Origin of the sequence: Ohtaekwangia koreensis (assembly GCF_900167975.1) — a bacterium.
Lineage (GTDB): Bacteria > Bacteroidota > Bacteroidia > Cytophagales > Cyclobacteriaceae > Ohtaekwangia > Ohtaekwangia koreensis.
This window is the reverse complement of sequence record NZ_FUZU01000001.1, coordinates 1,981,949-2,008,444: the sequence shown is the minus strand read 5'-3', so window position 1 is coordinate 2,008,444 and position 26,496 is coordinate 1,981,949. Positions and strand designations below refer to the sequence as shown.

Below are 26,496 nucleotides of genomic sequence, written 5' to 3'. Positions count from 1 at the left end.
CTATTTAGTGATTTTATACTTTAAGGAAAAGAAGGACCCTATGCTTACAAGATCAACCTTGCCTTCTCCAACACCAGCAACTGGTGCTTTTAAAAACGGCTCCACCTGAAACATGAATCGATTATTCATTCGGTATTGTAATCCGAATGAAAGGTTCAGCATGCTAAACCAGTTGTTATTCTTATTATTATAATTCTCATAATAATAGTAATTGGTGTTATTCTCCCATACGGTATATACATAATTTTCTTTCAACATGATGTACGAGGAAACACCACCTGAGATGTAAAAATTTAAACGTGACTCAGGCATTATATAGTATGTTATATTGATAGGTATATCCAGTACCCGGCAATCACCATCGAGATAATCTGCATCAAATGATGCACCACCATAATTATAGGATTTACCGGGATCATTCATACCGTAAAGTTTTTTAGACCAAATGCCTCCTATACTTATCCCCCAGTGTTTCATTGGACTATACTCCACCATCAATCCAGCGTTTACCCCAGCTTTCCCAGGCTTATTATATCCTATAGCGGTGAAATCTGGTGATACCAAAAGCTTGATATACCACTTCGAAGCAATGTGTTGCTTCTTTTTCTGCGCTGTTGTATCCAAGGATTCACCAGTGATTTTGCGTGCAATCGAATCAGCCTTCACATCTAAGCTATCTTTTTCAGAAGCTATAGTTTTATGATCCCCCGAATTTGATATTGAAGAAGGAGTTCTATCGAATTCCTTTTCTACTGAGTCACGAGAATTAACAATGGAAGCAGACGAGAGCTGCTCATCTGCGATGCTCTTATTTATAGCAGATGCATTCTTATCAGGCGAAGAATTATTACTACCCGTTATAGCGCCTGATTTCCTTGTTCCATTTCTAGCGTGCAAGGTATCACCTTGAAAATCTTCATTCGCAATCTGGTCAGTCGGAAGCTGTCTTACCTTTCCGGCCTGAGACGATTTATCAGAAGAGTAATCCTTTGCAATATTTACACTGTCTGTTTTAGAAAGATGATTCGTGCGTTCATCCAAGCCATACGAATTCGATTTACTACTCTTCTGCAAGTTTTTGTTTTTCGCGTCAACTGGTATATATACTTTACCAGACAAGGAGTCACGTTGCAAAGAACTACTTCTTGCATCATTTTCTGTTACGCTTGCTATACCGGAAGTTTTTTTAGAAACATCACTATCGGATGCCACAGATTTAGCATTCAATTTTTTATCCCCAGAAATCTGACTGTTATTTATTGACAAATCATTTTCCTTATCACCTATAGGAGCGTTATCTGTTGTATCGTTTTCTGTCACACTTGCTACGCTGGAAGCTTCTTGAGAAACATTGCTATTGTCAGACGACACAGATTTATCATTCAATTTTTTATCCCCAGAAATCTGACTGTTATTTATTGACAAATCATTTTCCCTATCACCTATAGAAGCGTTATCTGTTGTATCGTTTTCTGTTACACTTGCTACACTGGAAGCATCATGAGAAACATTGCTATTGTTGTATGACCCAGATTTAGCATTCAGTTTTTTATCCTCAGAAATCGAAATGTTACTTTTTAACAAATCAATCTTCGTATCACCTATAGGAGCATTATTCGTTGAATCGTTTTTTGTTGTACGATTAACGCCATGTATATCAGTGGCAATATTTGAATCATGTGCTGCCCCTTCCTTAGACACATGTTCGCTTCTCGATCTCGAAGCGTTTGATTCTAAACTAGAATCGGAATTAGAACTACTATTAGAATTACTAACGGCATTTGAGTTAGGAGCAGTATAGGAATCTGAATTGGAATTGTCGGAAGTAGAATTAGCTATATGTTCCTGACTCTTATTTTCTAATTCATTAAGACCAGATGTCTTGGTCATTCCATTTTCGTCATGTAGCGATTTCATCTCTTTAGCGTCCTTTTGATTTTTCACAGTCCCTGACAACCCTTTGGACACTACTGAAGAATTCGTAGCATCAATTGAATTAACGTTAGCTTCTAATGTTTGTGAACTACCATTGATAGATGCAGTTGCATCTTTAGTTGTGCTCTGCTCCCTTATTTGGTTTGTAGTCTTCTTTCTTTTTATTGATTTTGCGACATGCGTATCAGCAGGTGTTCCAGATGGCTCTGACGAAGATATAGTATTGATGGATCGTGCTTCCTTATTCTTAAGATCAACATTACCTGTCTTATTGACATTCTCATCATGGGTACCTTTCGATGATGCAATTTCTTCGCGTGCCGACGGCATAGCAATATCCTTAGAAGTGCTATCAGTATATTTACGATCCGAGTTATCTACTTTATTATCAGTAGAAGAACTGCGCTGGGCCAAGAGGTCATCCTGAGAAGACGAATCTTTCGCCATCGTCTCTTCTCCTTGCGAATCAGTTTGTGAATCCACATCTGTATCCTGATGAGACGCCTCCTCTGTTCCTAATGCTTTATTTCGCATAGAATTGTTAGTACTATCCGGCATTCTATACTGTTGAATACCCCACCAGGATAAAACACTAATTAATAAAACAACAGAAGTATATATAGCAATTTTTTTATAGAGGCTTACCCGGTCGTTCCATGCTAAACGTTTCGATAGCTTCTCCCAATCCTCAGGATCAAATTCAGGTTGTACACCCTGCGCAGCACTCTGGAATAATTTATCCAGTTCGTTATCAGAAATATTGCGCATAGCTGTTAACGTTTATTTTTTTCAATTGATTTTTCAAATGCTCGCGCGCTTTGAACAAGTTTGACTTGGAGGTACCGACTACAATTCCAAGTTGCTTTGCTATTTCTTCATGGGAGTATCCATCAATAACATATAGACTAAAAACGGTACGATAAGAATCTGGTAATTTTTGTACCATCTGAATCAGATCGTCATACGATATAGGCTCGGTGCCTTGTGTACTATCCGGAATATTTTGAACAACCGTATCATCAATATCTTTATGATTATAGTGTTTGTTGTGCTTACGATAATGATCGATAGCTGTGTTTATCATGATTCTTCGCAGCCACGATTTGACTGAAGCCCGCTCATCGTGCTGATGCATGTGCGTAAAAAACTTCATAAAACCATCGTTCATTATCTCTTTGGCTTCCTCTTTTGTTTTTGTATACCGCAGACAAACACTCATAGCATAGCCATAGAAGAGCTCATAAAGCTTCTTCTGTGCTTCGCGATTGCCTTTCTGACAATCATGAAGCAACGCTTTTATCTGCTTTGGGTCCTCCAAGGTATTTTTAGAATCTTCCACCAGACGTGGGGTTTAAAAAAATGGTTGCCTTCTTCATAAATGTTTTCGAAGAAATATGAAGGTATTCATTTCATTCGATCTTCATTTGTGAAGTTAAAGTACGGCTGTCCGGTGATTTAGTACTGAAATATGAGGGACAAAAACGTAGGCAAATTTAAAATAAGGCAAGGGACTATAAATAAAGAAGCCCCCCTGCCAAAACTGGCTCCAGGGAGGCCTCACGCAAACAACAAAAAGTGTTTGGCTATTTTTTTAATATTTTAATAGTTGATCGCTTCGATGGCCCTGCAACCTGAACAATATACAATCCGGAAGGAAATCCGGTCAGATCAAATGTTTGCTCTGTCTCACGCACCTGATCGTTCAGGTGTATTTTTCCGGCTACATCTGTGAAAGATATATTGCTGCCTTTCATCTCCGCCTGGAACCTGATTGTCACATTCTCCTGCACCGGATTAGGAGATGCTGTAAAACTCTGCTCCACAGAAGAAACCTCAGATGCTGCTATACGCGCACTGCTGCTTGTACTGAAACTAATATAACCATTGCAGTTGAGCCACTCGCTGCTTGCCCCTCCACAGGTACTATTAGCCCACACACCAGTATTGGTTGCTTGATTTTCTGCCTGGTAGATTACTCCACCAATGGTTGCATAATCAACCTGAACATCGCGAGAGCCGCTGTCATTCGTAAAATGTACTGTAACAGTTCCATTTCCGGAAGCGGTATAATTCTGATAAGCAGTCGTCAGTGTCCACGTGGCTACTGTTGTATTATTGACACGAAGGTCAATTGTTTCGGTTCCCACTACACCTCTTGCACGCACCACGATGGCCGTGTTTCCACTCACAGTAATAGTTATCACTTTTGTACTTATGCATCCGCTGCTGTTGGTATACTTTGCTGTATACGTACCGCCTTGGGAAGTCTGTATATTCGACAATGTTATTTCACGTGTTGTTGCGGTAAAACCGTTCGGACCTGTCCAACTCCATGAACCACCAGTAGTCGGTTGAGGGCCCAGTTTTACCGTACCTCCTGCTGCGATTGTTGCAGCATCAGTTTGTTGCCAGCTTCCTCCATTCAATTGTATATAGGAAACGATAGTGGTTGATGTACAACTTGCAGGGTCTCCATATACTATACCACGACCTGCAGTGCTCATGTATACCCGTCCATAAACATTCATATCGCCGATTACAAAATTACCATTTCCAGGACCACCATATTCATGTGCATCATCATTGACACGTGTCCACGTAGCACCTTCATCAATGGAACGATGTATACCGAGTACACCACCAACCGTACCCCATATATATAGTGTAGGGTACGTTTTACCGGCCGCCTCTTTTCCAAACCCAATCGAACTGCAGTGTGTAACAGCCGATATTTTTGAAAAGGTTTGACCAGAGTTGGTGGAGCGCGATAATCCACCGCCATACAGCGCTACCCACAAATGCCCTTCTTTGCCAGGAGTTGCACGCATCACCTTGGATCCTCCACTTCCCGGTGAACCTGTTGTTGTAAAAGATATACCGCCATCGGTACTGATCATAACGGATCCACTGCCTGAATTATATACATAGAACTTATTGGAGTTTAAAGGGTCAGCTATCGGTCTTGCTTCGCTGACACTCAAGCCTGATACTGCAGACCAGGAACTTCCGCGGTTTACAGATCTATAGGTTGTGCTGGAAGTTTCAGGACAATGCAAAAATGTATTCCCATTAGCAGAGATTGCTACGTATCCTTTATTTCCGTTTTTAGTACACTCAGTCCATGAAACTCCTGTGTCGGTAGAGTAATACATATTATTCCCTACACGAAGCAATACATTCGTACTTTGTGCGGCATACGCCAGACCGGTTGTTGTACCAGTGCTTGGTGCATGTTTAGATGTGTATTGTGTTATATTGGTATGTCTGAATCCGTCATAATCACCAATGACTGACACTAAAGGTCCGTTGTTTGGTATACTTACCAAGTCCAGCGGCACGGTTTCTTCTAATCCTTGAACGCGAAACTTCCATACGTTCAACGTTGCATCAATATCATCCGTTGAAAATACTCCGTTTCCGGATGTAACCCATACTTTTTTTGTATTAAACGGATCAAATTCTATTGATCCTGCCCAATGTATAGCATGACCATTCACCCAGTTAATTCCATTGGGATCAACGTCCATGCCTCTTGCAACCACATCGGTCCAGCTTGTTCCGCCATTGGTGCTCAGGAATATTCTGTCACCATACGCATTGTCTTGAAGAAAATATGCATTGATCGTGGTAGCCACTATCCTGTTGGAGTTATTCGGATCAACAGATATACCACCGAAAGCCTTACTTATACCAGAGGGAGTAATATTCGTCCATGTGCCTGTTTTAGTATTATACTTCCAGATCTCCCCGTTGTCCATTGGTTCTGGCAATGACCAATGACCATGCGGGCCCGCGCCGTTTCCATACGTGATATATAGATTACCATCGGCAGCAAGTACAGCACGATGTGGCATATACGTTGTTGGGGCTCCCGCAATAGCTGTAAATGTTGCTCCACCATCATTACTCCTATATAAATTTGTTCCGGAACGTGATACACCTACAAATATAGTCTTCGTTGCTGTGCCGGTTGTGCTGCTGCTTTTATCGAGTACAACAAAGCTGATTCCGTTTTCACTAGGAGTTGTGGTAACATCCAGCGCACTTACGCGACTCCAGTTCAGACCAGCATTGGTACTTTTGAAAAGCCCGTTCCAGCGAGTACCACAAAAGAGTATATTTCCATTATTAGGATCAACCATAAGTTTTTCACCGGTTTGCCGACCCATGCCATTTCCATGAGCTTTGAATTGAGCGGTGACGTCAACAACCGAAAATGTTTTACCATAGTCAGAAGAGCGAAGTATAGCAGTTTTGCCATTATTAAAATAAGAGATGCCCGCTAGTATATAAAGTTTGTTAGGAGCCTGCGGATCAATAGCAAGAGATTCCGTTCCAAGATATCCGATTTCACTTTCAGATACCCAGTCAAGTAACGGTACCCATTTGTTGCCGGATGCATCCCAGCGGTAAGCTCCACCAACATCAGTTCTTGCATACATCAGGTTCTGTTCATTTCTACTCGTAACCAATGCTGAAACAAAACCCCCACCGCCAATAGCAACATTGCCCCAATTGTACGTTGACTGACCTCTCAGAATTGTTGTTGAAACGCCCGATAACAACAAGCAAAACATAATTACTTTAAAACATCGCATTCCCTGAGGAAAAATCCTGAGCCGGCTGGGTTCTGTTGTAGAATTATTTTTCATACGCTTTACGGTTTAGTTTTAAGATTATTTAGCGACTTCAATCGTTTGATTTTATCACTAAATCGTTTGCATAAAATTATTAGAAAAGCACCCGAAAGCGGGTATCAAAAGTTAACAGATACGGTATGATATGTTCCTGAATGGGTATTAATTGTGTAAAAATGGGGGCCTAAATCATTTTCATGACGAATAACACCATTGACGTTTATAAAAAAAATGACGCTGGATATATATCGTGATGTTAGTCTTGACTACTTATATACCTACGATTTGAAATTCAGGCCGTGATTACTTCAGCCTCACAAAATAAACTTTATCGGGCCACATATACTTTTGTTTCCCATATCCATGGGTCAAAGGATGTGATGAGTATAAAGATATGCTGTGGTATGGTTCAACATCAAAAATTACCCCGCAATGCCCATAAGGAGTACCAAGGTATTCATTCCAGAACTGAACAAAGTCACCAGGACGAACATCTTCGAGGCCTATAATTTCAATTCCTTTACGTCCTTGTATCAACGAAGTTTGAACACCTTTTATAATGGCAGATTCATTCTCTATTAAAGTATTGAGATCGTCATTCGTTACGATGTTGATCTGGTTACGTTCCCCTTTGCTCAATGGCACAAATCTTTCAATAACCCGTACAACAAAATCAGTGCACTTCACCTGCTGATAATCCGGTGCAAGATTAACTCCGTTCGCCTCCACAAACTCTATAACTTGTCTATTCCTCGAAGGAAGTTCTTCGTGATACTTACTTATATCAATTTTTCGACTAATAATACCAACGGGTTGTGTATTGACCCAATAACTGATAAAGCTGACTAACAACGCTATAGCAATAGCTATAAATACAAATATAGAAACATGCTTTATCACCAGTATATATCGTATGGGTTGTCTTACTGACTCTTATTTTACAATCGTAAACTCCACACGTCTGTTTAATTTCTTCGTTTCTTCTGTGTTGTTACTGGCGATCGGTTTCGATCCGCCATAGCCTTTTCCAGAAATCCGGCTTTCTGCTATACCATTGTGTACCAGGTAGTTTTTTATAGAGGCTACTCGTTTCTCAGACAATTCTTTATTCAATGCCGCACTGCCGACATTATCAGTATGCCCCGATAGTTCTATACGAATGGTTGGATTATCGTTCAATACTTTTATAAGACGTTCAATCTCGGGATAACTTTCGGGTAGCAGGTCTGGTTTACTGCGAACGAAGAAAACGTTGTTGAGAGTAATGGTCTTTCCTATTTCAAGTGGTGTAAGGTATAGATCCTGTTGAACTTCCTGGTATGCCTTTACTTCGCTGAGGTCAAGGTTGTTACTCTCGGAAAGAAATTGTTCTTTCTCCGCCAGAAAACCATACGCTTTACTATAAGGCAATACAATTTTATAGCTTCCATCCTGTGGATTCGACTGAGCCTTTCCCATGTCTTTGCCGTTACTGAGATCATGGTAAACAATCGTTGCTCCTATAGGCTGATTCGTAGCTTTATTAAAAACCTTTCCCTGCACAATCACAACCGGATCCGGCTGCGCTTCTTTTACGATGCGCATGCTATATATATCCGCTCCGCCGAGGCTTTTATCATTCGAAACAATATACGCTATATCGCCTGAGGCAGGTACGCTATAATATGCATCCCAGTTAATGGTATTAATCGATGGCCCCATATTCAGAGGCTCTGACCAGTTCTTCCATGAATCATCCAGTCGTCTGGTAACATATATATCGTTACTGCCATAGCCTGGCTTACCGTTCGTTGAATAATATAGCGTCCTTCCATCGGATGCGATCATGGGCGTTATATCTTTACCGTATGTATTCAAGACAGAGCCCATATTCTCCGGAGCCGACCAGCTACCATCCGGCTGTAGAAACGAAACATATAAATCTGTACTTCCATAGGTAACATCGCGTTCTATAGAAGAAATCAAAACTCTTTTATCCGGAGAAAGTGCGAATGAAACTTCCGCAGAGTAATTATAGTCATTATCAATCTTCAATTTCTCAGGAACACTCCATCCGGTTCGGGTTCGATGCGTCATGGAAAGACCTTCGTATTTATTCAGCTTTCCGCTTTCATGTATATAGTCACCGTTAATTAACAGGGAGTTATTATCCGGCATAGCATTTACAACGAAGTCCGCTTCTTTTGTATTCAAAGGAATGCCTATATTCTTTCGGGCTGTCCACGTGCCATCGGCTTTACGCGTAGTATACCAAACATCCGAATTGGATATCACTCCTATATTAGCAGGATCATTCTCGACCGCGTAATATAACGTCTTGCCATCAGCGCTGATGATAGGCATAATATCGTTATCCTTTGTATTCACAGCAGGCCCAAGATTCTCCTTGGTATAACTCGCACCGCTGTTGGCCACAAGGTTCAATTTAAAATTCTGTTTCACTTGTAAATAGTCAACGGTAATACTTCCTTTATCATACAAGGCATACCCAATGAAGCTTCCCCAGAATCGTACATTGGGAAGCGTAAACATTTTCTGATTGTTAAAATAGAAGTTGGTGACAGCGCCTTTTTTCTCGACTGCCAGCGTATTACCTGCTGAGGACGGTGTAGCTACCGGAGATGTATCCTCATAATATAGATAGTCCGTCTTCTCTGTACTATTCTCACAGAAGATCAATCGGCCATCGGGAGAGACAAGGTAATAGTACCACCGGTTATTCTTCGTCTTCCGTGTATCTGCAAAATATAATCCATACGTAACATTCTCACCAGTCGTTTTCTTTATACTCGTCTCAATGTAAAAATCCTTTTCAGGATCAACCGGGTAATCATGACTGACGAATACACTTTCACCGCTCTTATTTTTTATTAAAAGATTGCCGTTAGCGATTCCAATTTCCTTTGCATCGCTGTTCTCCAACGCCCACATGTTGGCATTGTCATTAAAGTTTTCCCGCACGAGTTCTGGCTGGGTAAACGCTGATGTTATGATGAAAATACCGATGAGGGTTGAGAGGAATCGGGATAGCATAGAAGTTGTATGGATTAAATTTATAATCACAGTACTATATATAGGCTCACAGGATACGAATCAACTATATAGTAAGTGGTGTTATGCATTATAATGTTTGAAGCGCTGCTTGTTGTTTTTTCGGCAGACCGGAAACAACCAATTGATACGAATCATCAATCCATTGTTTCAGTAATTTATCGGGGATGGAACCATCGATGAGAACGGTAATCCAATGTTTTTTATTCATGTGATACCCAGGCTGAACGGAAGCATATTGTTCACGCAACTCCACTCCTTTCTCCGGATCTACTTTCAGATTTATACTTCCAAACTCTTCAACATTGGTAAGGGCAAATACTTTGCCCATCACTTTATATACCAATATTTGTTCACCAAAAGGAAATTCCTCGGTAACACCTTTCTTGGCAATACAGTAAGCCCGGTAACTTTCTATGTTCACCTATAAACGCGGTTTAATTACCAGTTTGAAAATAAGGTATAGCACTCCTACCAGAAATATAGCAATGGAGATTTTATTCACGCCATGCATCATCCGGATGTTTATATTGCTTGGACGGGCAGGATCTTTCTTACGAAAAAAATAATTTCCTACTTCTCCCAGGCTAAAGAATTCTTTCCATCCACCCTTTTTCGGGTTCTCCTGGTTAGCAGGAGTTGCACTGTTTTTTATATCTTCCATTTCGATTATACTTTATTCGTTAACATCAGCTTATCACTTCAAGTTCAATCCAGTCGCCATGCTCACGGATCAGATTTATCAACTCATCCACCGCTTGTGCAGTCGGTACATTTTTACGCACTACTTCCTTTCCCTTATATAATGTTATTCTCCCGGGGCCGGAACCTACATAGCCATAGTCGGCATCAGCCATTTCACCCGGGCCGTTTACAATGCACCCCATGATCCCGATCTTTATTCCTTTCAGGTGACTTGTTCTTACACGTATCTTCGCCGTTGTCTCTTGAAGATCAAACAATGTACGTCCACAGGAAGGGCATGATATATACTCTGTTTTTGAAATACGGGTACGAGTCGCCTGAAGAATATTAAAAGCGGTTTCGTTTACCATTTTATCGGAGCCACAATTCTCAGCCGCTATAAATACACCATCTCCCAGACCATCTACCAGCAAGCCACCCAGATCCGTTGACGCATAAAGCTGGAGTTGTTCGCTACTCAGGTCAGCATATGCTCTGCCAATAATCACCGGTACATCACACTGCTGGTTGATCAATTCAACAAACAACCTCCGTTGCTCGGCCATACCATGTTTGTTATAGCTGTCTATAAACAACACTGCGGTCTTATCTTCCTTCAATTTGGCAATCAACTCATCGCTAACATCCTTCAACAAGGCATAAATAAAATTTACCTTATCCGACAGCACTATACCTTCCATATAGTGTGCAGCACGCACGAACGGATAGGCTCTGTCCCTATCTTTTTGCGTGAGCCATGTTTTGTAATTAAAAATTAACCCCAACGTACCGGGTATCTCAAAGTCAATCGTGCGATCTCCCAGAAATATATAGTCACACGCCATGTCCGTAATATTCCATTTGTCCAGGGGTACCGAGTACTGATATCCCAAGGCAAATAACGATGCGGCTGTTATCTTTTCCTTTGCGGAAAAATCTGCGACTACCCGCGGCACCAAATGTTCGCCACCTCCTATATTTATAACCTGACGCGTTACTCTGCGATTATACTCGAATGGCGTTATCGGGTAATGACTCACGAACGGAATAGGATCATGCCCTGCGCGATCATCATAGCGCTTCGCCAACGTATAGGCTACTGGAACTTCTGCTTCCGGTTCTTCTGTGAGCGATACACGAATCGTATCGCCTAATCCATCTTCCAGCAAAGTACCTATACCTACCGATGATTTAACACGACCATCTTCGCCTTCGCCAGCTTCGGTTACACCCAAGTGCAGCGGGTATGATTTCAAACCTTCTTCATCCAGTTTTTGCGACAGCAACCTATATGCCTGCACCATCACCTGCGGGTTACTGGATTTCATAGACAAGGTGATGTTGAAGAAATTTTCATCTTCACAAATGCGAAGGAATTCAAGTGCCGATTCTACCATCCCTACCGGGCTATCGCCATAGCGGCTCATGATACGATCACTCAGCGAACCGTGGTTGGTACCAATGCGCATAGCCGTACCGTATTCTTTGCAAATCTTGATCAGTGGTAAAAATTTATCACGGATGCGATGAAGTTCGGCCTGGTAGGTAGCTTCGGTATACTCAATAGTTTCGAACCGTTTTTTGTCGGCATAATTACCAGGATTGATCCGAACCTTTTCAACAATCCGTGCCGCCAGTTCAGCTGCGTTGGGAGTGAAATGTATATCTGCTATCAGGGGAACTGTATAGCCACGTGCACGAAGTTCTTTTTTAATCGCTTCCAGGTTCTGCGCTTCCTTCATACTGGGCGCTGTAATGCGCACATACTCACAACCTGCATCCACCATACGAATCGTTTGCTCAACAGAACCCTTTGTATCCATTGTATCAATCGTAGTCATAGACTGAATGCGGATAGGATTGTTACCTCCCATAGGTACATCACCGATCTTTACCTCTACTGTTTTCCTCCGACTGTACTGTACTATGCTGTTACAGTATTGCTTTAATGAAGCTATTGGCTGATCCACAAAAATTGAGATTAATTTGCTTGCAAAATTAACGGTTTACACCCGACTTGAACACAGCTTAACACGCAAAAAGGAAAATTGTTTAAAAGGTTTGAAAAAATAGCGTACCCAATTGTCAATGGCTCCGTTTTTAGGTATGTTCGATTACTTAAAAATTCCCCCTCTATGAAAAACATTTTACGTACGTTATTGGCCTTCAGGCTGCCTGACTGGTTAACGGTTTCCCCACCGCGAAATTCGGGGATGATCCTTATTAAAGTAAAATCATCTAATCGATCGGGACTTCAATAAGTACTCCCGATCCTATGGTCTTAGTTGCTCCCGGCTTTAATCAACCTGTTAGCAATATGATATATAGCTTACGTTGATTGATATCCATTTTCCACTGGCTCCCTCGCCAGCAATTCTGGTTGTTAGCATTACAATTCAAACCTCTTATTATGAAAAAAAACCGTTAAAGGTCTTTGGGCTTCAGGCTATACGTATGTCCTGTAAGTAACTGCTGCGAGGACTCTAGCAGCATATCGTTTCAATAATTATATACAATCACCCCCCCTCGTATGAAAAAACATTTATTTACAAGTTTGGCCTTTGGCCTATGCTATCTGTTATGCGTTTCCTTGTATGCACAGAACTCCTGTGTTACACTGGATGAAATTTCTCCGGCTGTTATTACCGCTGACCTGGTCGTTGGCCAATACGGGTATGTTTCGTTTGAAGCCAGGGCCGGTGGCTTGCCGCATCCGAATGCTATATTTGAAGTCACCGATGGAAGTATTCCTCCGGGTATGTCATTTAACGGAAAAGTTCTTTCCGGAACACCGAATATAGCTGGCAGCTATACTTTCACACTGGCGGTATCTTCAGCGCCTGGTTGCCCTGTATTTGAACAAGAATATACCACAGAAGTTGTGTGGAATTTACCTTGCGATAAATTCGAGATAACTTTTGGTGGCGAACTGGGATTTGGATTTGTTGGAGAAGTTGGAGAAGCCAGCGCATGTTCTTCTAATCAATATCCCTGGGATTCCATTTACTATTCTGTTATCAGCTTACCGAAAGGCTATTCTGTCAATGACTACCAGTCTGGAGATGAATGCCTGAAAGTTACTGGAGCAGCACAAGAGGATGGTCTTCTTCATTTTGTTATTGCTGCCACTACAGCGGATGGCTGTCACGATACCGTTGATTACGTGCAAGACTTTCGCTGTTTAGCGCCAGATTCCATCTACCCCTCGAACACTATGCTTCGTTATGCTATCAAAGGGCAAGCCTATAGCCAAAGCTTTGGCATATCATTATTATATACCGTAGCCTCTGTACGGTATGAAATTGATAGTTCTATTCCTGGGCTTTCATTGCAGCGTAACGCAGATAGTACTTCCGCTACCTTATCGGGTATACCAAGCGCACCCGGTACCTATAAATTCAGAATGTATGCTATATTGGGCGACAGTTGCATTACAGGCAATCAAGTATATACGTTAATGGTTGCCAATGACGAACCTGTAAAATCTCCCATCATTTATCCGGTCTGCAATGAGAGTAACGAAGTCCGTAACTGGCGAATCTATAATCCCAACAGCTTCCCCGTTGCAGTAAAATGGAACCTGGTATATTTCAACTACAGTGCATGGATAACAGGCGTTGATGCCATTACTGCTGCTCCAGGGAACACGTATTTTGAGACTCCCAGTATTTCAAATCCCAATACAATTAGAATATCCTGGTATGATGGTGTAAGCTCTGTCAAGAGTATTGTTCGGGCGGCTTCTACAGAACTGTGCAACCCGCCTGCGTGTGTTTACGCTTCGAATGTTATTCAGCATACTTTTGGTCTGCAGAAAGATGGCGGTAGTATATACTTCTTCGAAAATGAACCAACCACTACATTAGGAGAACCGGATGCCAACGATGCTCCTGATGCATTAGGGAAATATTTAACACTAGGCTATAACGGATTTGTTGTACTGCAATTAAGTAGTATAGTAACTGACGAACCGGGGAATGATCTCACGGTATATGAATATTCAGAAGGCAATCCAACTTTTGCAGTATATCCGGAACGAGCTGAAGTCTTTGTATCAAAAGATGGTTCAAGTTGGGTATCTCTGGGATTGACAAGTCCTGCTACGTGTCAGGGCACTCTGGATCATTCTTTTGACCTTGCCGGAAAAATCAACTGGTGCCGGTATATTAAGGTTGTCGATAAAACCGACCGGCATGCTAAAGTTCGTGATGCCGTAACGTGTGCTCCTACATCTGCATTGGCTTTTGATGGAAACTCCGATGGTTTCGACCTTGACGCTGTAACCTGTGCACAAGGAGCAACCTTTGCAAGACGCGGAGCGTTTGAAGAAGAGGCCTCTATAAATAACGAAGCCTATATTCTGTCTCCGAATCCGGCACAGGATGTATTAACCATCGATCTCTCGAAAGAAACAATCGCTATACCTGCCGATGGTCGTGTTGAAATAAACATCCGCGACATAAGTGGTAACCCGGTATATAAAAAGGTCCACACTCTGGATACCAACCGCGCGACACAGTGTGAACTTTCGGGATTGCATCCTGGCATGTATATACTAAATCTACGCTCTGAAAATAATACTTCAGGATTCTTTAAATTCATTAAACGGTAATAAGCATTGATGTATCAAAGCATTGTCAGGGTGAGGCCTGACAATGCTTCAATATCCTAAATAATATATACCTCAACTATTAAAGCTCGTATTACTTGATAAGCCTAAAACTCTTTAAACTCCTGCACAAATGATTAAACTTTTAACCAAACTGTAAAATGAAAAATATATTCACGTTGTTAACCTTCGGGCTTTGCTATTTGCTATGCATAGCTGCATTCGCGCAACCGCCTGATCCTGAAGATCCGGATGATCCCAATTGCAGTGATTTTGCCATTGACGTTGTGTATTCGGAAAACACCTATGGTACTGTTGGTATACCGGAATATTATAATATCTGTAACATCGCGAACGGAGATGATGTAGACTTCACCGCGATCAGTTTGCCTCCCGGCTATACATTGAATACAAGTTCGTCAGGCTGTGCAGATATATATGGAACCATGATGGAATCTGGCACTTTCAGCTTTGTTATAGCTGCCAGCACGGCTCAAGGTTGCACTGACACACTTATCTTTACCTCTACATGGACATGTATTAACAGTGGCTTCGATACTGCTGAATTTCCTCCGTTTAACATAGGCGATGATGTTCATGAAGGATTCCTTGGACCTTTACTCTCCTCTTTCGGAGTAGCCCTGGATTTTGAAGTAACAGCAGGAACACTTCCTCCCGGACTTTCAATCGTACCAAGTTCAGATGGAATGTATGATGCTTACTTAACCGGCCAGCCTACCACTCCGGGTATATATACATTTACCGTGCGGGCATATCGTGGAATCAATTGCCCCGGAGGCGAGCAGCAGTATACAGTTACAATAGAGGGCACAGACCGGTGTAGTACTTTAACCCTTGAAGTTGTACATGCAGAGAACACTTATGGTATAGTAGGTATACCTGAATATTATGAGATCTGTAATGTAACCAACGCAGACCCGGTTCAATTTACCCCACTAAGTTTACCAGCCGGTTATGCTTTGAATGCGGACGGATCTGGCTGTGCAGACTTGCATGGCACCATGACTGAGCCGGGCTCTTTCAGTTTTGTCATTCTTGGAACCACAGCCCAGGGATGCAGTGATACACTTACCATTACCTCAAACTGGACATGCCTTAACAGCGGCTTCGATCCTACTGCACTTCCTCCTACATTAAATGTAGGTGCCTATATACACGAAGGATTTCAAGGGCCTCTGCTCTCCTATGCCGGAGTGTCTATGAATTTTGAGGTATCGGCCGGAGCACTTCCTCCGGGGCTTTCATTAGTGGCAAGTTCAGATGGATTGTACGATGCTTATTTAACCGGTACACCTACTACGCTCGGTATATATACCTTTACACTCCGGGCGTATTTAGGCAACTGCGAAGGAGCACAACAAACGTATACAGTAGAAGTGCTTCCATGTCCGGTGGGCACAGCGATTACACCCACGGCAAGTGAATTACCATATCCCATAGAATATATATATTACGAACAACGCCTGGTTGCAGCATTCGATGTTCCGGTGACGGAAGTTCGTTACTCCATAGTGGATGGCGCATTGCCGTACGGCCTTACCATACGAGACACAGCACAAACAGAAGCTGTACTGAAAGGTATACCACGTACACAAGGAGATTTCACCTTTACCATTCGTGCTTCTGTAGGAAATTGTACAGCAATCGATCAGGTATATTCTATACGTTTGTTAGGTGGCCTCGCTCCTTTTCCGCTGGTCATAACGCCGCTCTGTGCCGATAGTATAGAAGTACGAAACTGGGTTGTCTATAATCCGCACGATGTCACCAGTATATTTATAGATTGGGAATTGCTCTATGCACCTGAGTATCATGGAAAGGAATTAATGCCTCCGGGCTATACTACATTTTCGACTCCCAATGTTATGAATCCGAATACGATCAAGATCAGTTGGCAGGATGGTATTACCGGAACGAAGACGCTGATACGCGGTGCATCTTCTGAACTATGCAATCCACCGGCATGTGTGATCGCAGCAAGTGTAGTGTCTTATCACCAGGGTTTACAGAAGAATGGACAACCGGTTCCGCCACAGTTCAGTGATGCACGACAGGCGCTTGGTGAACCCGACGCCAACGATATGACTACTGATCCATCTAAATTCTTCTCGCTTGGATACAACGGGTTCCTCGTATTGGAACTGAGCAGCAACCTGTATGATCAGCCTGGCAATGATCTGGTCGTACATGAAACTTCATATGGTGATCCTTCATTTTCGAGTCACCCGGAACGTGCAGAAGTTTTTGTTTCGCAGAATGGTACACAATGGACCTCGCTTGGGTTGACCGGATCTTCGCAGCAATGCAACGATCCGTTGGACAAGGCGTTCGATCTTGCCGGAAAAATTACCTGGTGCCGCTATATTAAGATTGTAGATAAAACAGATCGTCATGCAAAAATACTAACTCCGATTACATGTCTGCCAACAACAAGTCTTGCATTCAACGAAACATCCAATGGCTTTGATGTGGATGCCATCACATGTGGTTCCTATACTTCCAACCTATCTTCATCCGCTCGCATGGCATTTCCGGAAGGTACAACGATAGCGCGTGAGTATGTAGTATATCCGAATCCGGTACAGCAACAATTCACCCTCGATCTTTCACAAGACGATGAATTTATACTGCCTGATAACCACGAGGTTCAACTGGATATAGTGGATATGAATGGAAGACCTGTATATCAGAAATTACATACGCTGGAGCCTGACCTGACAACAAAATGTGATGCCTCCAATTTCAAATCAGGAATGTTTGTGGTTCATGTTCGCACGCCAAAAGGCTCTCGATACTATAAGCTTATAAAACAGTAGATTTCTTTATACATAAAAAAGCTGTTGCAGAAATATATACTGCAACAGCTTTTTTTATAGATCACCGAGTTGTGGGCGAATAATAATTTCTTCAACAACACTTCTCTCCGACAAACTATAGGCACTATACAGGGTGTCCGCTACATCTTCAGGTTTTATGAAACGCTCTTCCGGAAGATCAACACCAGCCCAGCTTGCCGTAAGTGTGGCACCCGGCATAACGGCTGTAACCCGTATATTAAAAAATTTCAGTTCTTCACGCAGACACTTGCTGAATCCCAATAGCGCGAATTTACTGATAGCATAAGAGCCTCCGTTGGGATAAGCCTTTATACTGGCAATGGAGCAAAGGTTAAAGATATACCCGCTTCTCCGTTCACGCATGCCTTGCACCAGCCCCCGCGTTGTATGATAAGCACTGTAAAGATTCGCGTTGATCATGCTCTCCAGTACACCATCATCTTCTGTTGAAATATCTCCCGGAACAAAATACCCGGCATTGTTTACAAGCACATCAACAGGTCGCTGCAGGCCTTGTACAAACCGGGTAAAGTTGACAACATCATCCTTCATGGACATATCCGTTGGTCGTACAAATACTTTTACAGCATGTTTCGCCTCGATCGTTTTCTTCAATTCTAGAAGATCATTTTCATTTCTTGAACACGTAACAATATCAAAACCATTTGCCGCGAACTTCTCAATGATGGCTCTTCCGATGCCTTTCGTTCCCCCGGTAACAATAATGAGGTTATTCATAGGTGAATTTTAATCTGTTAATTGTGGATGAGACATGGATTATAAAGAACATTTACCATGGATCACGACTGAATTTCAAATCTTTGAAGTTAATGGCTGCAAAGCTGGGACATGAATGTTAAAATTCCTTATACTGCAGATGTTTTAATTTCAATTATCTTAGCAAGATAATGAGGCGTCTGTTTTAATGTATGATAACGGAGATTGGTAAGTACTTTATATTTCTGGGCCACCTGTTTACGAACCGTGAGTCGTTCAGAACCTACTATAATTTAATACTGGAAGAGTGCGTAGCGATTGGCGTTGGCTCGCTCTTTCTCGTAGCATTGGTATCTACCTTTATGGGTGCCGTGACTACCGTGCAAACTGCATTTAACATGGTGAGTGATTTTATACCGGACTATGTTATTTCACAGGTAGCACGCGAGATGATTGTACTTGAACTGGCCCCTACCATTATTGCTGTTATCTATGCCGGCAAAGTTGGCTCGAGTATGGCGAGCGGGCTCGGCACCATGCGCATCACTGAACAGATCGATGCGCTCGAAGTGATGGGTATCAATTCGATTTCGTACCTGGTGCTTCCTAAAATTATAGCTTCCTTGTTGATGTATCCTTTGCTGGTAATCCTGGCTGGTTTCTGCGGCATGCTCGGAGGATATCTTGCCGGTACACTCACAGGTTTGATTACACCTGCCGATTATATTTTAGGATTACGTTCAGGGTATAATGAATTTACGATCACCTTTGCACTCATCAAGTCGGTGGTGTTCGCATTTCTTGTTTCTTCCATATCATCCTATAACGGATATAATACACAAGGTGGTGCACTTGAAGTAGGTGTATCGAGTACCAAAGCTGTTACCAGCAGTGTGATTGCTGTACTGATCGCGGATTATTTACTGGCTCAACTTTTACTTGGAAAATGATCAAGATACAGAGTATAACCAAATCGTTTGGCGACAAGCTTGTGCTCAATGATGTAACGGGTACGTTCGAAAAGGGAAAACCGAATCTTATTATAGGCGCCAGCGGAACAGGTAAAAGTGTATTGCTGAAATGTATAGTTGGACTGGTAAAGCCGGACCATGGCCAGGTATTTTATGATGGCCGTGATTTCTTTGCAGGTGATCGTGATCTTAAAATAGAAGTACGCAGAGAGATCGGTATGCTCTTTCAGGGTGGTGCATTGTTTGACTCGAAGACCGTGGAGCAAAACGTAATGTTTCCACTCGATGTACTGACCAGAATGAAAGCAGAAGAAAAAATTGAACGCGTTAATTTTTGTCTGAAGCGAGTAGGACTTGAAAATGTAAATAAGAAAATGCCATCCGAAATAAGCGGTGGTATGAAGAAGCGTGTGGGCATTGCACGTGCCATTGTAAACAACCCGAACTATTTATTCTGCGATGAACCAAACTCAGGTCTTGACCCGCAGACATCCGTGTTGATCGATGATCTGATCCAGGACATTACGCAGGATTACGATATGACTACCGTTGTCGTTACACACGACATGAATTCTGTAATGGGGATTGGTGAGAAGATCATGTTCATCTACAAAGGAAGAAATCTGTGGGAAGGCAATAAAAATGACATTACACATTCAGGCATTCAGGAGCTTGATGATTTTGTTTTTGCCAATAAGGTAATGAACAGCCTTCGCGACAAGTAACTTTATAGCTATAGTTTGTTCACAACGAATTGTATACCTAGAATAACCAGTCTTATTTCTTCAACGTGGTAGGCACAAGATGTATACGCGTTGGCTGATCGCGATCGCACGTAATAACACCATCCTTGTATAGCAGTTCCGTTACATGCAGCGTGCTTCTGCGTTGCTCGTAGCCATCTCCGGTAACACCTGTTAATCTTCCGGGATGCGTAAAGTAAAAGATATAGGCACGATCACCACTTACCACGACATCCGGATGTCCACCGATAACTTTATCATCCTCCCCTGTGCCGGGAACTTGCAGGATATTTTTCTCTTGTCGTTTCCAATCGATCAGGTTATCTGAACGATATATACCAAGCCCTTTCCAGTTATCGACCACCATCCAGCTGGTATTTTTCCAGCGGAAAACTTTAGGACCTTCACCCGCGCGATCACCTATAACTTTCGCACCATCCGTCCAATGGTATAGATCTTTACTGGTGGCATAATATATAGATTTACCATCACGTTCATTATTATAGTACATACGCCACGACTGATCCGGCATTCGGAATACACAGGCATCGATCACGCGATCAGAGGCAAGCTTCAATGTAGACTCATATTTCCAATGAAGCAGATCGTTACTCGTAAGGTGAATGATATTACGCGGATGCCCCCAGTCACTGAATACGCCCGGTACATAAGTAAGGTACATATGATAAAGTCCATTGTACTCGATGATCTCCGGAGCCCAATGTGTATAATCGGATACGGGCCTGTATTGTATATCTGCAGTGTCGCGGTATACCCACGTTGCTCCATTATCAACCGATTCAGCAATGCCAATGCGTGTACCATGTACCCAGCGTACACCATCCAGTCCGTTGACATTAGCCCTGCGGTTGGTATAAAACATAAACCACTTCTTTTCCTTCTCGTTCCAGATAACCACAGGGTCTGCAGCTCCATCATATACCGGGTCACGGAAAAGCGGACGAGCAGCTATAGCATCCTGCTGTGCAAATGAAACAGAAGGCAGTAGTATACTCATCAACATGAAAAAACAGAAGGCAACGAAAGTGATCCTCATGATATAGTCCGTTCCTATGATACGGTTCCGGCATCAAGGTAGTAAATATATAGCACCTTGGTATCATTGTCGTTCAAATAACCAAGCCGCATAATGACATACCTGGCCAGGGATAACAATGCTATATCTTCCAGTTTTAAAAATTATTTTGGAAACATCAACGCACTATCGTTTATGTCGGCTGGGTGTTCCTTTAGAAGCTTATATATGGAAGCCCCTGCCAACAGCACCGGCCCATAACCGTGTGCAGCATATACATTGATGGGACGATAGTAATAAAACGCAGGGTCGAAAGCCATGCCGGTACCAACACACGTTCCTTCCACCTGCCCTTTGGCATTTACTTTTGTACTCACGGCATTCCACGCGAGTAACGCCATCGGAGCATACGCCTCCCGGTTGATCCAGCCTTTATTTATAGCATGCGCTATACAATGCGCATAGATTGCCGTAGCCGATGTTTCGAGGTACGAATCGTGACGATCCAGCAATTGGTGCCAGAAGCCGTCACCGGATTGTTGCTGTGCCAATCCCTGTATATGATCTTTCAATAAAGCAAGGATCATCGGTCTGCCCGGGTGATCTTCAGGAAGGACATCAAGTACTTCAACTTTCGTCATCAGTGCCCAGCCATTTGCGCGTGCCCAATGAAACTGCGGATGTACATCCATACCTTCAACCCACCCGTGCATATATACCTTCTTCTCTTTATTGAACATGCGTTGTGAGAATTGCTGAATTTGTTTTACCGCTTCATCATAATATTTTTTCTCACCGGTAAGTTTACCCATCTGTGCAATCGCGGGAACACCCATATAAAGATCATCAAGCCACAACGTATTGGGTAATGGACGATTACGTGCCAGTGTACCATCCTTAAGACGATACTCCTTCGTCATAATATAGTCTATAAAATTATCAACCAGCGGACGAAGATCTGCATCAACACCTGCACGGAGTGCTTTGATCATGGCGGTACACATCGCTCCGGCATCATCAAGCGCATGCGGTTCCAAAGTTTGCCGCAGAGGATTTTTCTCTTCGGGAAATGCTTTTCCGAAGGAGCGGAAATACGGTGCTACCTGTCCCATGAATTTAAAACGATTTACCGTATAGTCTGCATAGCGTTTATCCCCGGTAACATCGGCAGCTAAAAGCATGGCGCCATACGTCACACCCCACTCGTAGCTCGTCAGGCGAAAATCCCCCTGCTTTACAACGGCATCCCTAACAGGCTTTTTCAAATCAGTAATAGCAGCACCCGTTTTACTATTTACAAGTTGCGCAGGTGTAGCTTCGTCAAGGTATAGAAGTATACGGTCAGTAACCTGCTTTACATCTTCAGGTGTAGTTTTGACATAGGGGATTTTGTAATCCGGTTGCAGGGCATGCAACGGAGTGTTGGTATCAGTTCCCTTCGCAGCTTGCTGTGCATGAAGTATAGTACTCATGCAAACTATAGAAAGGAAAAGACCGGAAGAAATATACTTGATGGAATAATGCGTCATGGTAATTTTATTTTAACTATTGACAAACTGCCTCTTCGTACCTGGCTTCACACTGGTAAGATCGGCAATTTTTACCGGAGCACCTGTCTCACAGCTTTTACGGGCAGCAATGCCTACGAGTATAGACAATGCACCATCGCGTACGCTGGCTGATTGGTGCAACGGATCTTCTGTAACGCCTCCGAAAATTTTATCTTTCAATAAACGATCGCCACCACCATGTCCGCTGGTACCGTGTGGCACTTGTATAAATTCACGCGTACCGAAATTATGCGTGACCATGATCTCATCGTATGGTTTCTCCAATATAGGGTTGCTTTCTTCAATCCATACATCAATCCGTCCCTTCGTTCCATTGAAAGCAATCCGGTATCCTTCATATGGGGAGTACGTTGTAAGCGAGTATGCAACCTGCACACCGTTGGCGTATTTAATCGTGGCCGCCATTTTATCATATATATTTATATCTTCTTTCCACACACAACCATCGCGCAGGTAACCGTCATGCTTTTCGTTGTTGACATATAGATCGGTATACATCTTATTCTTGGTAACGTCATAATAAAAATTACACTTATCCTTATGAGGACACGGCCTGCAGTTTGTATGACGGAAAGAATTATTTTTTCCATAGAACTCAAGTGATCCCGTTGCATATACTTCTGCAGGATCAGATTCGATCCACCAGTTGAGTAAATCGAAATGATGCGTTGCCTTATGAACCCACAATGTGCCACCTTTCTCTTTCAGGCGATGCCAGCGTCTGAAATAATCAGAACCGTGACTGGTATCGAGGTACCAATGGAAATCAACGGAAGTAAGATCGCCAATGGTACCGCTGCGCAGCAATTCATATAGCTTGGCGCGATGCGGAGAGTAACGGTAATTAAAGGTAACAGTAACTTTTTTACCCGTGCGCTTCTCTGTCTGAAGTATAGCTTCGCATTTCTGTTCATCGGTTGTCATAGGTTTTTCGGTGATGATGTCTGCACCTAGTTCCATACCGCGTATAATAAATTCATGATGCGTTGCATCCACCGTTGTAACAATGAGCAGATCGGGCTTCACCGTCTTCATCATCTTTTCAAAATCGGTAAAGGTCGGACACGTAAAACCGGCTGCTGTTTTAAAGGTCTCCACACGACCTGGGTTTATATCGCATAAGCCTACATATTCAACATTTTCAGGGTACGTCAACGCTACATCTTTAGACCACATACCCAGGGCGCGGCTCCCCGTACCAACGATGGCAATCTTTTTCTTTTTGGCGGGTGCCCACTCCGTTGCAACGGCAGTAAACGGACTCACCGCTATAGCTCCGGCTACTGCGGTTCCTGCGGCTGTCATAAATTTTCTGCGGGTTAAAATGTTGTCGCTCATACTTCAGTATTTTTAGAATTGTTTATTGATTCAGGATTCGAGTTTGAAAACAAAAGCAGAAGAAGTCATATACTTTCCTCCTTGCGCTGCTGTAAAAAGATATACTGGTTTCCCATCACGCATTAAAAGCTGTGGTCGTTCTAATCGTCCGTATCTCTTTAAATGAGCCGGTGCTGGCGGCTCTTTCGCATACGCGTTCAACTCATTATAGGCGATCAAAGGCTCCGACCATTGCATACCATCTTTTGATTGCAGGTGCAGGCCAACTTCGTGATTATAAAAACCCATGTCGCGGGCGATCATGTTGAACACACCATTCTCCTGCCACACAAAAGCATCTTCAAACTGGCGATTATTACCCAGCGCAGAAAAATCAACTACAGGGTTTACTGATGACTTTATATAGGGACCTTCCAACGCGGGAGCTACTGCTAATCCGTATTTTCGGTTTCCCCGAATGGGCTGGCCTTTCGCTTCTATATATTCCTTTGTATTCCACGATTTATAGTATAGCCAATATTCACCATTGGTATGTTTTACAAACGCAGGATTCGTAGTACAGTGATCATCCCACGCTCCTTCCGGTCCAGGCTCCAACAAAGGTTTATCAGGTCTGCTCCACGGTCCATACAACGTAGTGGCTGTAGCAAGACCTATTCTTTTTGTATCGGTCTTGCCATTTGCATTGCCCATATAGAAGAGGCAATACTTTCCATCTATATATTGAATGTGTGGGTTGTGACACGTTGTACCATCCCAGAAACCTGTTCCGCGCGGTGACAAAATGGTATCAACATATTGAAAGGGAGCTTCAGCATGATCCGCGACAGCGTGTGCTATTTCGCTGCTGTTGATCCACCCACCCATACCCCGCTCGGCAGGCCACCGCGAAACGAAGACATGCACCTTTCCATCCGGAGCATATACAGGGCTTGTGCACCATATATACCATCCTTCCATCTCCAGTCTGCGACCGATGGGTTGCAGTTTTTTTGAAAAGGGAGATATTTTATCGTCTTGCCATGAAAATTTTCGGATGCTCGCCAACCATGGTGTCAGCAAAAATCCTTTTAACAAATGCCGTCTTGAGATACCCAAATCGCGCATGGCAGGTTAATTTAACAAGAAATGAGCAATCGATTGCACATTGCCTTAAAACTATCGGTCAGAAAAATGAGCACTGTCCTGTACTATACCGTTTGAATTGTTGGGAAAAACGATTGTTATTTTTAAACTTTGGTAACCAACCAAACTAAATCAGCATGAGAACACAGGAATTGGAACATGTACACGCGATCCGGATTGACAGTGAATCGCGTATTCCGAAGTATCATCAGATTGTAAATTCGATCATAGAAGATATCGAGAAAGGACTGCTTACAGTAGGCCAGCGCATTCCTTCCATCAACGAGATCAGTGAAGAATATTATCTCTCGCGCGATACGGTTGAAAAAGCCTATAACCTGCTGAAAGAAAAACAGATCATTGTATCTGCAAAAGGTAAAGGATATTATGTAGCGCGTTCTGTGCTGCCTTCCAAGATGAGTGTTCTGTTCCTGATGAATAAACTCAGCTCCTATAAACTTGGTATATATAATTCATTCGTGAACAGCCTCGGAACTCAGGCACACGTTGACCTGAATGTATACCATTGTGATCCGAAAATTTTCCTCAGCACCTTGAATGAAAATATTGGTAGATACGATTACTATGTCGTGATGCCGCATTTCAAAGACGAAAACCTCACGCATCAAAGCATAACGAGTGACGTGATTGATGCCCTGCGTAAAATTCCGGAAGACAAATTGATTCTGTTAGACAATTATCTACCTGAATTAAAACGAGACATCGCTTCGGTATACCAGGACTTCAAAATGGATATATATGATTCCTTGAGGGAAGGTGTTGAGCTGTTGAGACACTATAGCAAACTGATCCTGGTATATCCGCGTAAAACAGTATATCCTTTTCCGATCGAGATTCAGCAAGGATTCCAGAAATTCTGTTCTGATTTCGATTTTGATTTTGAGGTGCTTGAAGAAGTATATAACGACATGGAGCTTCAGCCTAAGGATGCGTATGTCATTATTGAAGAGAATGACCTTGTTAACCTGATCAAACAAGTGCGTGACAGAAAGTTTGTTCTTGGAAAAGAAATAGGCGTCATTTCGTATAACGACACTCCCTTAAAAGATTTGCTGGGCATCACGGTAATCTCCACCGATTTCCAGGTGATGGGAGAAACAGCGGCCTATATGATCGTAAAGAAGAAAAAAGAGTTGGTAAAGAACGCGTTCCGCTTTATAAACAGGAACTCGATCTAGCAAAGCCGTTGTGAAATTTTAA

Annotated in this window: 19 protein-coding genes; 6 read left to right on the top strand and 13 right to left on the bottom strand. The window is 42.7% G+C overall.

Annotated elements, in window-relative coordinates:
- The 8 genes from B5Y40_RS08290 to ispG all read right to left on the bottom strand — a co-directional run bounded on the left by B5Y40_RS08290 (position 1) and on the right by ispG (position 12,277).
- Positions 1 to 2,703: an outer membrane beta-barrel protein gene (locus tag B5Y40_RS08290; protein ID WP_079686215.1), complete on the bottom strand. Its 2,703-nt coding sequence runs from the start codon at positions 2,701 to 2,703 to the stop codon at positions 1 to 3.
- The gene (locus B5Y40_RS08285) at positions 2,687 to 3,274 is read right to left on the bottom strand and encodes an RNA polymerase sigma factor (protein ID WP_245840496.1); all 588 of its coding nucleotides are present in this window, start codon (positions 3,272 to 3,274) and stop codon (positions 2,687 to 2,689) included. Before B5Y40_RS08285 ends, B5Y40_RS08290 begins: the two co-directional genes overlap by 17 nt.
- A gap of 244 nt (positions 3,275 to 3,518) precedes the next feature.
- Positions 3,519 to 6,587: a T9SS type A sorting domain-containing protein gene (locus B5Y40_RS08280; RefSeq protein ID WP_143785655.1), complete on the bottom strand. Its 3,069-nt coding sequence runs from the start codon at positions 6,585 to 6,587 to the stop codon at positions 3,519 to 3,521.
- Between the two features lie 288 nt (positions 6,588 to 6,875).
- Positions 6,876 to 7,472: a hypothetical protein gene (locus tag B5Y40_RS08275; protein ID WP_079686214.1), complete on the bottom strand. Its 597-nt coding sequence runs from the start codon at positions 7,470 to 7,472 to the stop codon at positions 6,876 to 6,878.
- A 33-nt stretch (positions 7,473 to 7,505) separates the two neighbouring features.
- Positions 7,506 to 9,605 carry an OmpA family protein gene (locus tag B5Y40_RS08270; RefSeq protein ID WP_079686213.1) on the bottom strand — a complete coding sequence of 700 codons (2,100 nt, stop codon included), beginning with the start codon at positions 9,603 to 9,605 and terminating at the stop codon, positions 7,506 to 7,508.
- An 88-nt stretch (positions 9,606 to 9,693) separates the two neighbouring features.
- Entirely contained in the window at positions 9,694 to 10,047 is a 354-nt protein-coding gene (locus tag B5Y40_RS08265; protein WP_079686212.1) for an MmcQ/YjbR family DNA-binding protein, read from the bottom strand.
- Complete coding sequence (locus B5Y40_RS08260; protein ID WP_245840495.1) at positions 10,048 to 10,287, bottom strand: DUF6728 family protein; 240 nt, start codon at positions 10,285 to 10,287, stop codon at positions 10,048 to 10,050.
- Positions 10,288 to 10,312: 25 nt separating this feature from the next.
- Entirely contained in the window at positions 10,313 to 12,277 is a 1,965-nt protein-coding gene (ispG, locus tag B5Y40_RS08255; RefSeq protein WP_079686211.1) for a (E)-4-hydroxy-3-methylbut-2-enyl-diphosphate synthase, read from the bottom strand.
- Between the two features lie 165 nt (positions 12,278 to 12,442).
- Here ispG and B5Y40_RS30005 point away from each other — a divergent pair, with 165 nt between their 5' ends.
- The 3 genes from B5Y40_RS30005 to B5Y40_RS08245 all read left to right on the top strand — a co-directional run bounded on the left by B5Y40_RS30005 (position 12,443) and on the right by B5Y40_RS08245 (position 17,753).
- Complete coding sequence (locus tag B5Y40_RS30005) at positions 12,443 to 12,568, top strand: hypothetical protein (RefSeq protein WP_262497171.1); 126 nt, start codon at positions 12,443 to 12,445, stop codon at positions 12,566 to 12,568.
- Positions 12,569 to 12,837: 269 nt separating this feature from the next.
- A complete protein-coding gene (locus B5Y40_RS08250; RefSeq protein WP_079686210.1) occupies positions 12,838 to 14,919 on the top strand; it encodes a putative Ig domain-containing protein in 2,082 nt (693 codons plus the stop codon).
- 158 nt (positions 14,920 to 15,077) lie between these two features.
- Entirely contained in the window at positions 15,078 to 17,753 is a 2,676-nt protein-coding gene (locus B5Y40_RS08245; protein ID WP_079686209.1) for a T9SS type A sorting domain-containing protein, read from the top strand.
- A gap of 54 nt (positions 17,754 to 17,807) precedes the next feature.
- Here the strand turns inward: B5Y40_RS08245 and B5Y40_RS08240 are convergent, their stop codons facing one another.
- On the bottom strand, positions 17,808 to 18,512 hold the full coding sequence (locus B5Y40_RS08240; protein WP_079686208.1) for an SDR family oxidoreductase: 705 nt from the start codon (positions 18,510 to 18,512) through the stop codon (positions 17,808 to 17,810).
- Between the two features lie 194 nt (positions 18,513 to 18,706).
- Between B5Y40_RS08240 and B5Y40_RS08235 the strand changes: the two genes are divergently transcribed.
- Together B5Y40_RS08235 and B5Y40_RS08230 are read left to right on the top strand one after the other, a co-directional pair.
- Positions 18,707 to 19,441 carry an MlaE family ABC transporter permease gene (locus B5Y40_RS08235; RefSeq protein ID WP_079687122.1) on the top strand — a complete coding sequence of 245 codons (735 nt, stop codon included), beginning with the start codon at positions 18,707 to 18,709 and terminating at the stop codon, positions 19,439 to 19,441.
- On the top strand, positions 19,438 to 20,187 hold the full coding sequence (locus B5Y40_RS08230) for an ABC transporter ATP-binding protein (RefSeq protein ID WP_079686207.1): 750 nt from the start codon (positions 19,438 to 19,440) through the stop codon (positions 20,185 to 20,187). The genes B5Y40_RS08235 and B5Y40_RS08230 overlap by 4 nt, the downstream gene beginning before the upstream one ends.
- Positions 20,188 to 20,239: 52 nt before the next feature.
- On the opposite strand, the gene B5Y40_RS08225 is transcribed toward B5Y40_RS08230, so the two are convergent.
- The 4 genes from B5Y40_RS08225 to B5Y40_RS08210 all read right to left on the bottom strand — a co-directional run bounded on the left by B5Y40_RS08225 (position 20,240) and on the right by B5Y40_RS08210 (position 25,257).
- Positions 20,240 to 21,262 carry a family 43 glycosylhydrolase gene (locus B5Y40_RS08225; RefSeq protein WP_079686206.1) on the bottom strand — a complete coding sequence of 341 codons (1,023 nt, stop codon included), beginning with the start codon at positions 21,260 to 21,262 and terminating at the stop codon, positions 20,240 to 20,242.
- Between the two features lie 143 nt (positions 21,263 to 21,405).
- Positions 21,406 to 22,770: a glycoside hydrolase family 88/105 protein gene (locus tag B5Y40_RS08220; protein WP_079686205.1), complete on the bottom strand. Its 1,365-nt coding sequence runs from the start codon at positions 22,768 to 22,770 to the stop codon at positions 21,406 to 21,408.
- Positions 22,771 to 22,782: 12 nt separating this feature from the next.
- A complete protein-coding gene (locus tag B5Y40_RS08215) occupies positions 22,783 to 24,150 on the bottom strand; it encodes a Gfo/Idh/MocA family protein (RefSeq protein ID WP_079686204.1) in 1,368 nt (455 codons plus the stop codon).
- A gap of 30 nt (positions 24,151 to 24,180) precedes the next feature.
- Positions 24,181 to 25,257, bottom strand: a complete 1,077-nt coding sequence (locus tag B5Y40_RS08210; RefSeq protein WP_079686203.1) for a glycoside hydrolase family protein — start codon at positions 25,255 to 25,257, stop codon at positions 24,181 to 24,183.
- 155 nt (positions 25,258 to 25,412) lie between these two features.
- Here B5Y40_RS08210 and B5Y40_RS08205 point away from each other — a divergent pair, with 155 nt between their 5' ends.
- Positions 25,413 to 26,474: a GntR family transcriptional regulator gene (locus B5Y40_RS08205; RefSeq protein WP_079686202.1), complete on the top strand. Its 1,062-nt coding sequence runs from the start codon at positions 25,413 to 25,415 to the stop codon at positions 26,472 to 26,474.
- Positions 26,475 to 26,496 lie beyond the last annotated feature (22 nt).

Bases quoted from the DNA above. Each gene is read 5' to 3' on its own strand.
- B5Y40_RS08215 (WP_079686204.1), bottom strand. From the start codon at position 24,150: ATGAGCGACAACATTTTAACCCGCAGAAAATTTATGACAGCCGCAGGA.
- B5Y40_RS08210 (WP_079686203.1), bottom strand. From the start codon at position 25,257: ATGCGCGATTTGGGTATCTCAAGACGGCATTTGTTAAAAGGATTTTTG.
- B5Y40_RS08290 (WP_079686215.1), bottom strand. From the start codon at position 2,703: ATGCGCAATATTTCTGATAACGAACTGGATAAATTATTCCAGAGTGCT.
- B5Y40_RS08270 (WP_079686213.1), bottom strand. From the start codon at position 9,605: ATGCTATCCCGATTCCTCTCAACCCTCATCGGTATTTTCATCATAACA.
- B5Y40_RS08220 (WP_079686205.1), bottom strand. From the start codon at position 22,770: ATGACGCATTATTCCATCAAGTATATTTCTTCCGGTCTTTTCCTTTCT.
- B5Y40_RS08225 (WP_079686206.1), bottom strand. From the start codon at position 21,262: ATGAGGATCACTTTCGTTGCCTTCTGTTTTTTCATGTTGATGAGTATA.
- B5Y40_RS08250 (WP_079686210.1), top strand. From the start codon at position 12,838: ATGAAAAAACATTTATTTACAAGTTTGGCCTTTGGCCTATGCTATCTG.
- B5Y40_RS08245 (WP_079686209.1), top strand. From the start codon at position 15,078: ATGAAAAATATATTCACGTTGTTAACCTTCGGGCTTTGCTATTTGCTA.
- B5Y40_RS30005 (WP_262497171.1), top strand. From the start codon at position 12,443: ATGAAAAACATTTTACGTACGTTATTGGCCTTCAGGCTGCCTGACTGG.
- B5Y40_RS08205 (WP_079686202.1), top strand. From the start codon at position 25,413: ATGAGAACACAGGAATTGGAACATGTACACGCGATCCGGATTGACAGT.
- B5Y40_RS08280 (WP_143785655.1), bottom strand. From the start codon at position 6,587: ATGAAAAATAATTCTACAACAGAACCCAGCCGGCTCAGGATTTTTCCT.
- B5Y40_RS08230 (WP_079686207.1), top strand. From the start codon at position 19,438: ATGATCAAGATACAGAGTATAACCAAATCGTTTGGCGACAAGCTTGTG.
- B5Y40_RS08260 (WP_245840495.1), bottom strand. From the start codon at position 10,287: ATGGAAGATATAAAAAACAGTGCAACTCCTGCTAACCAGGAGAACCCG.
- B5Y40_RS08240 (WP_079686208.1), bottom strand. From the start codon at position 18,512: ATGAATAACCTCATTATTGTTACCGGGGGAACGAAAGGCATCGGAAGA.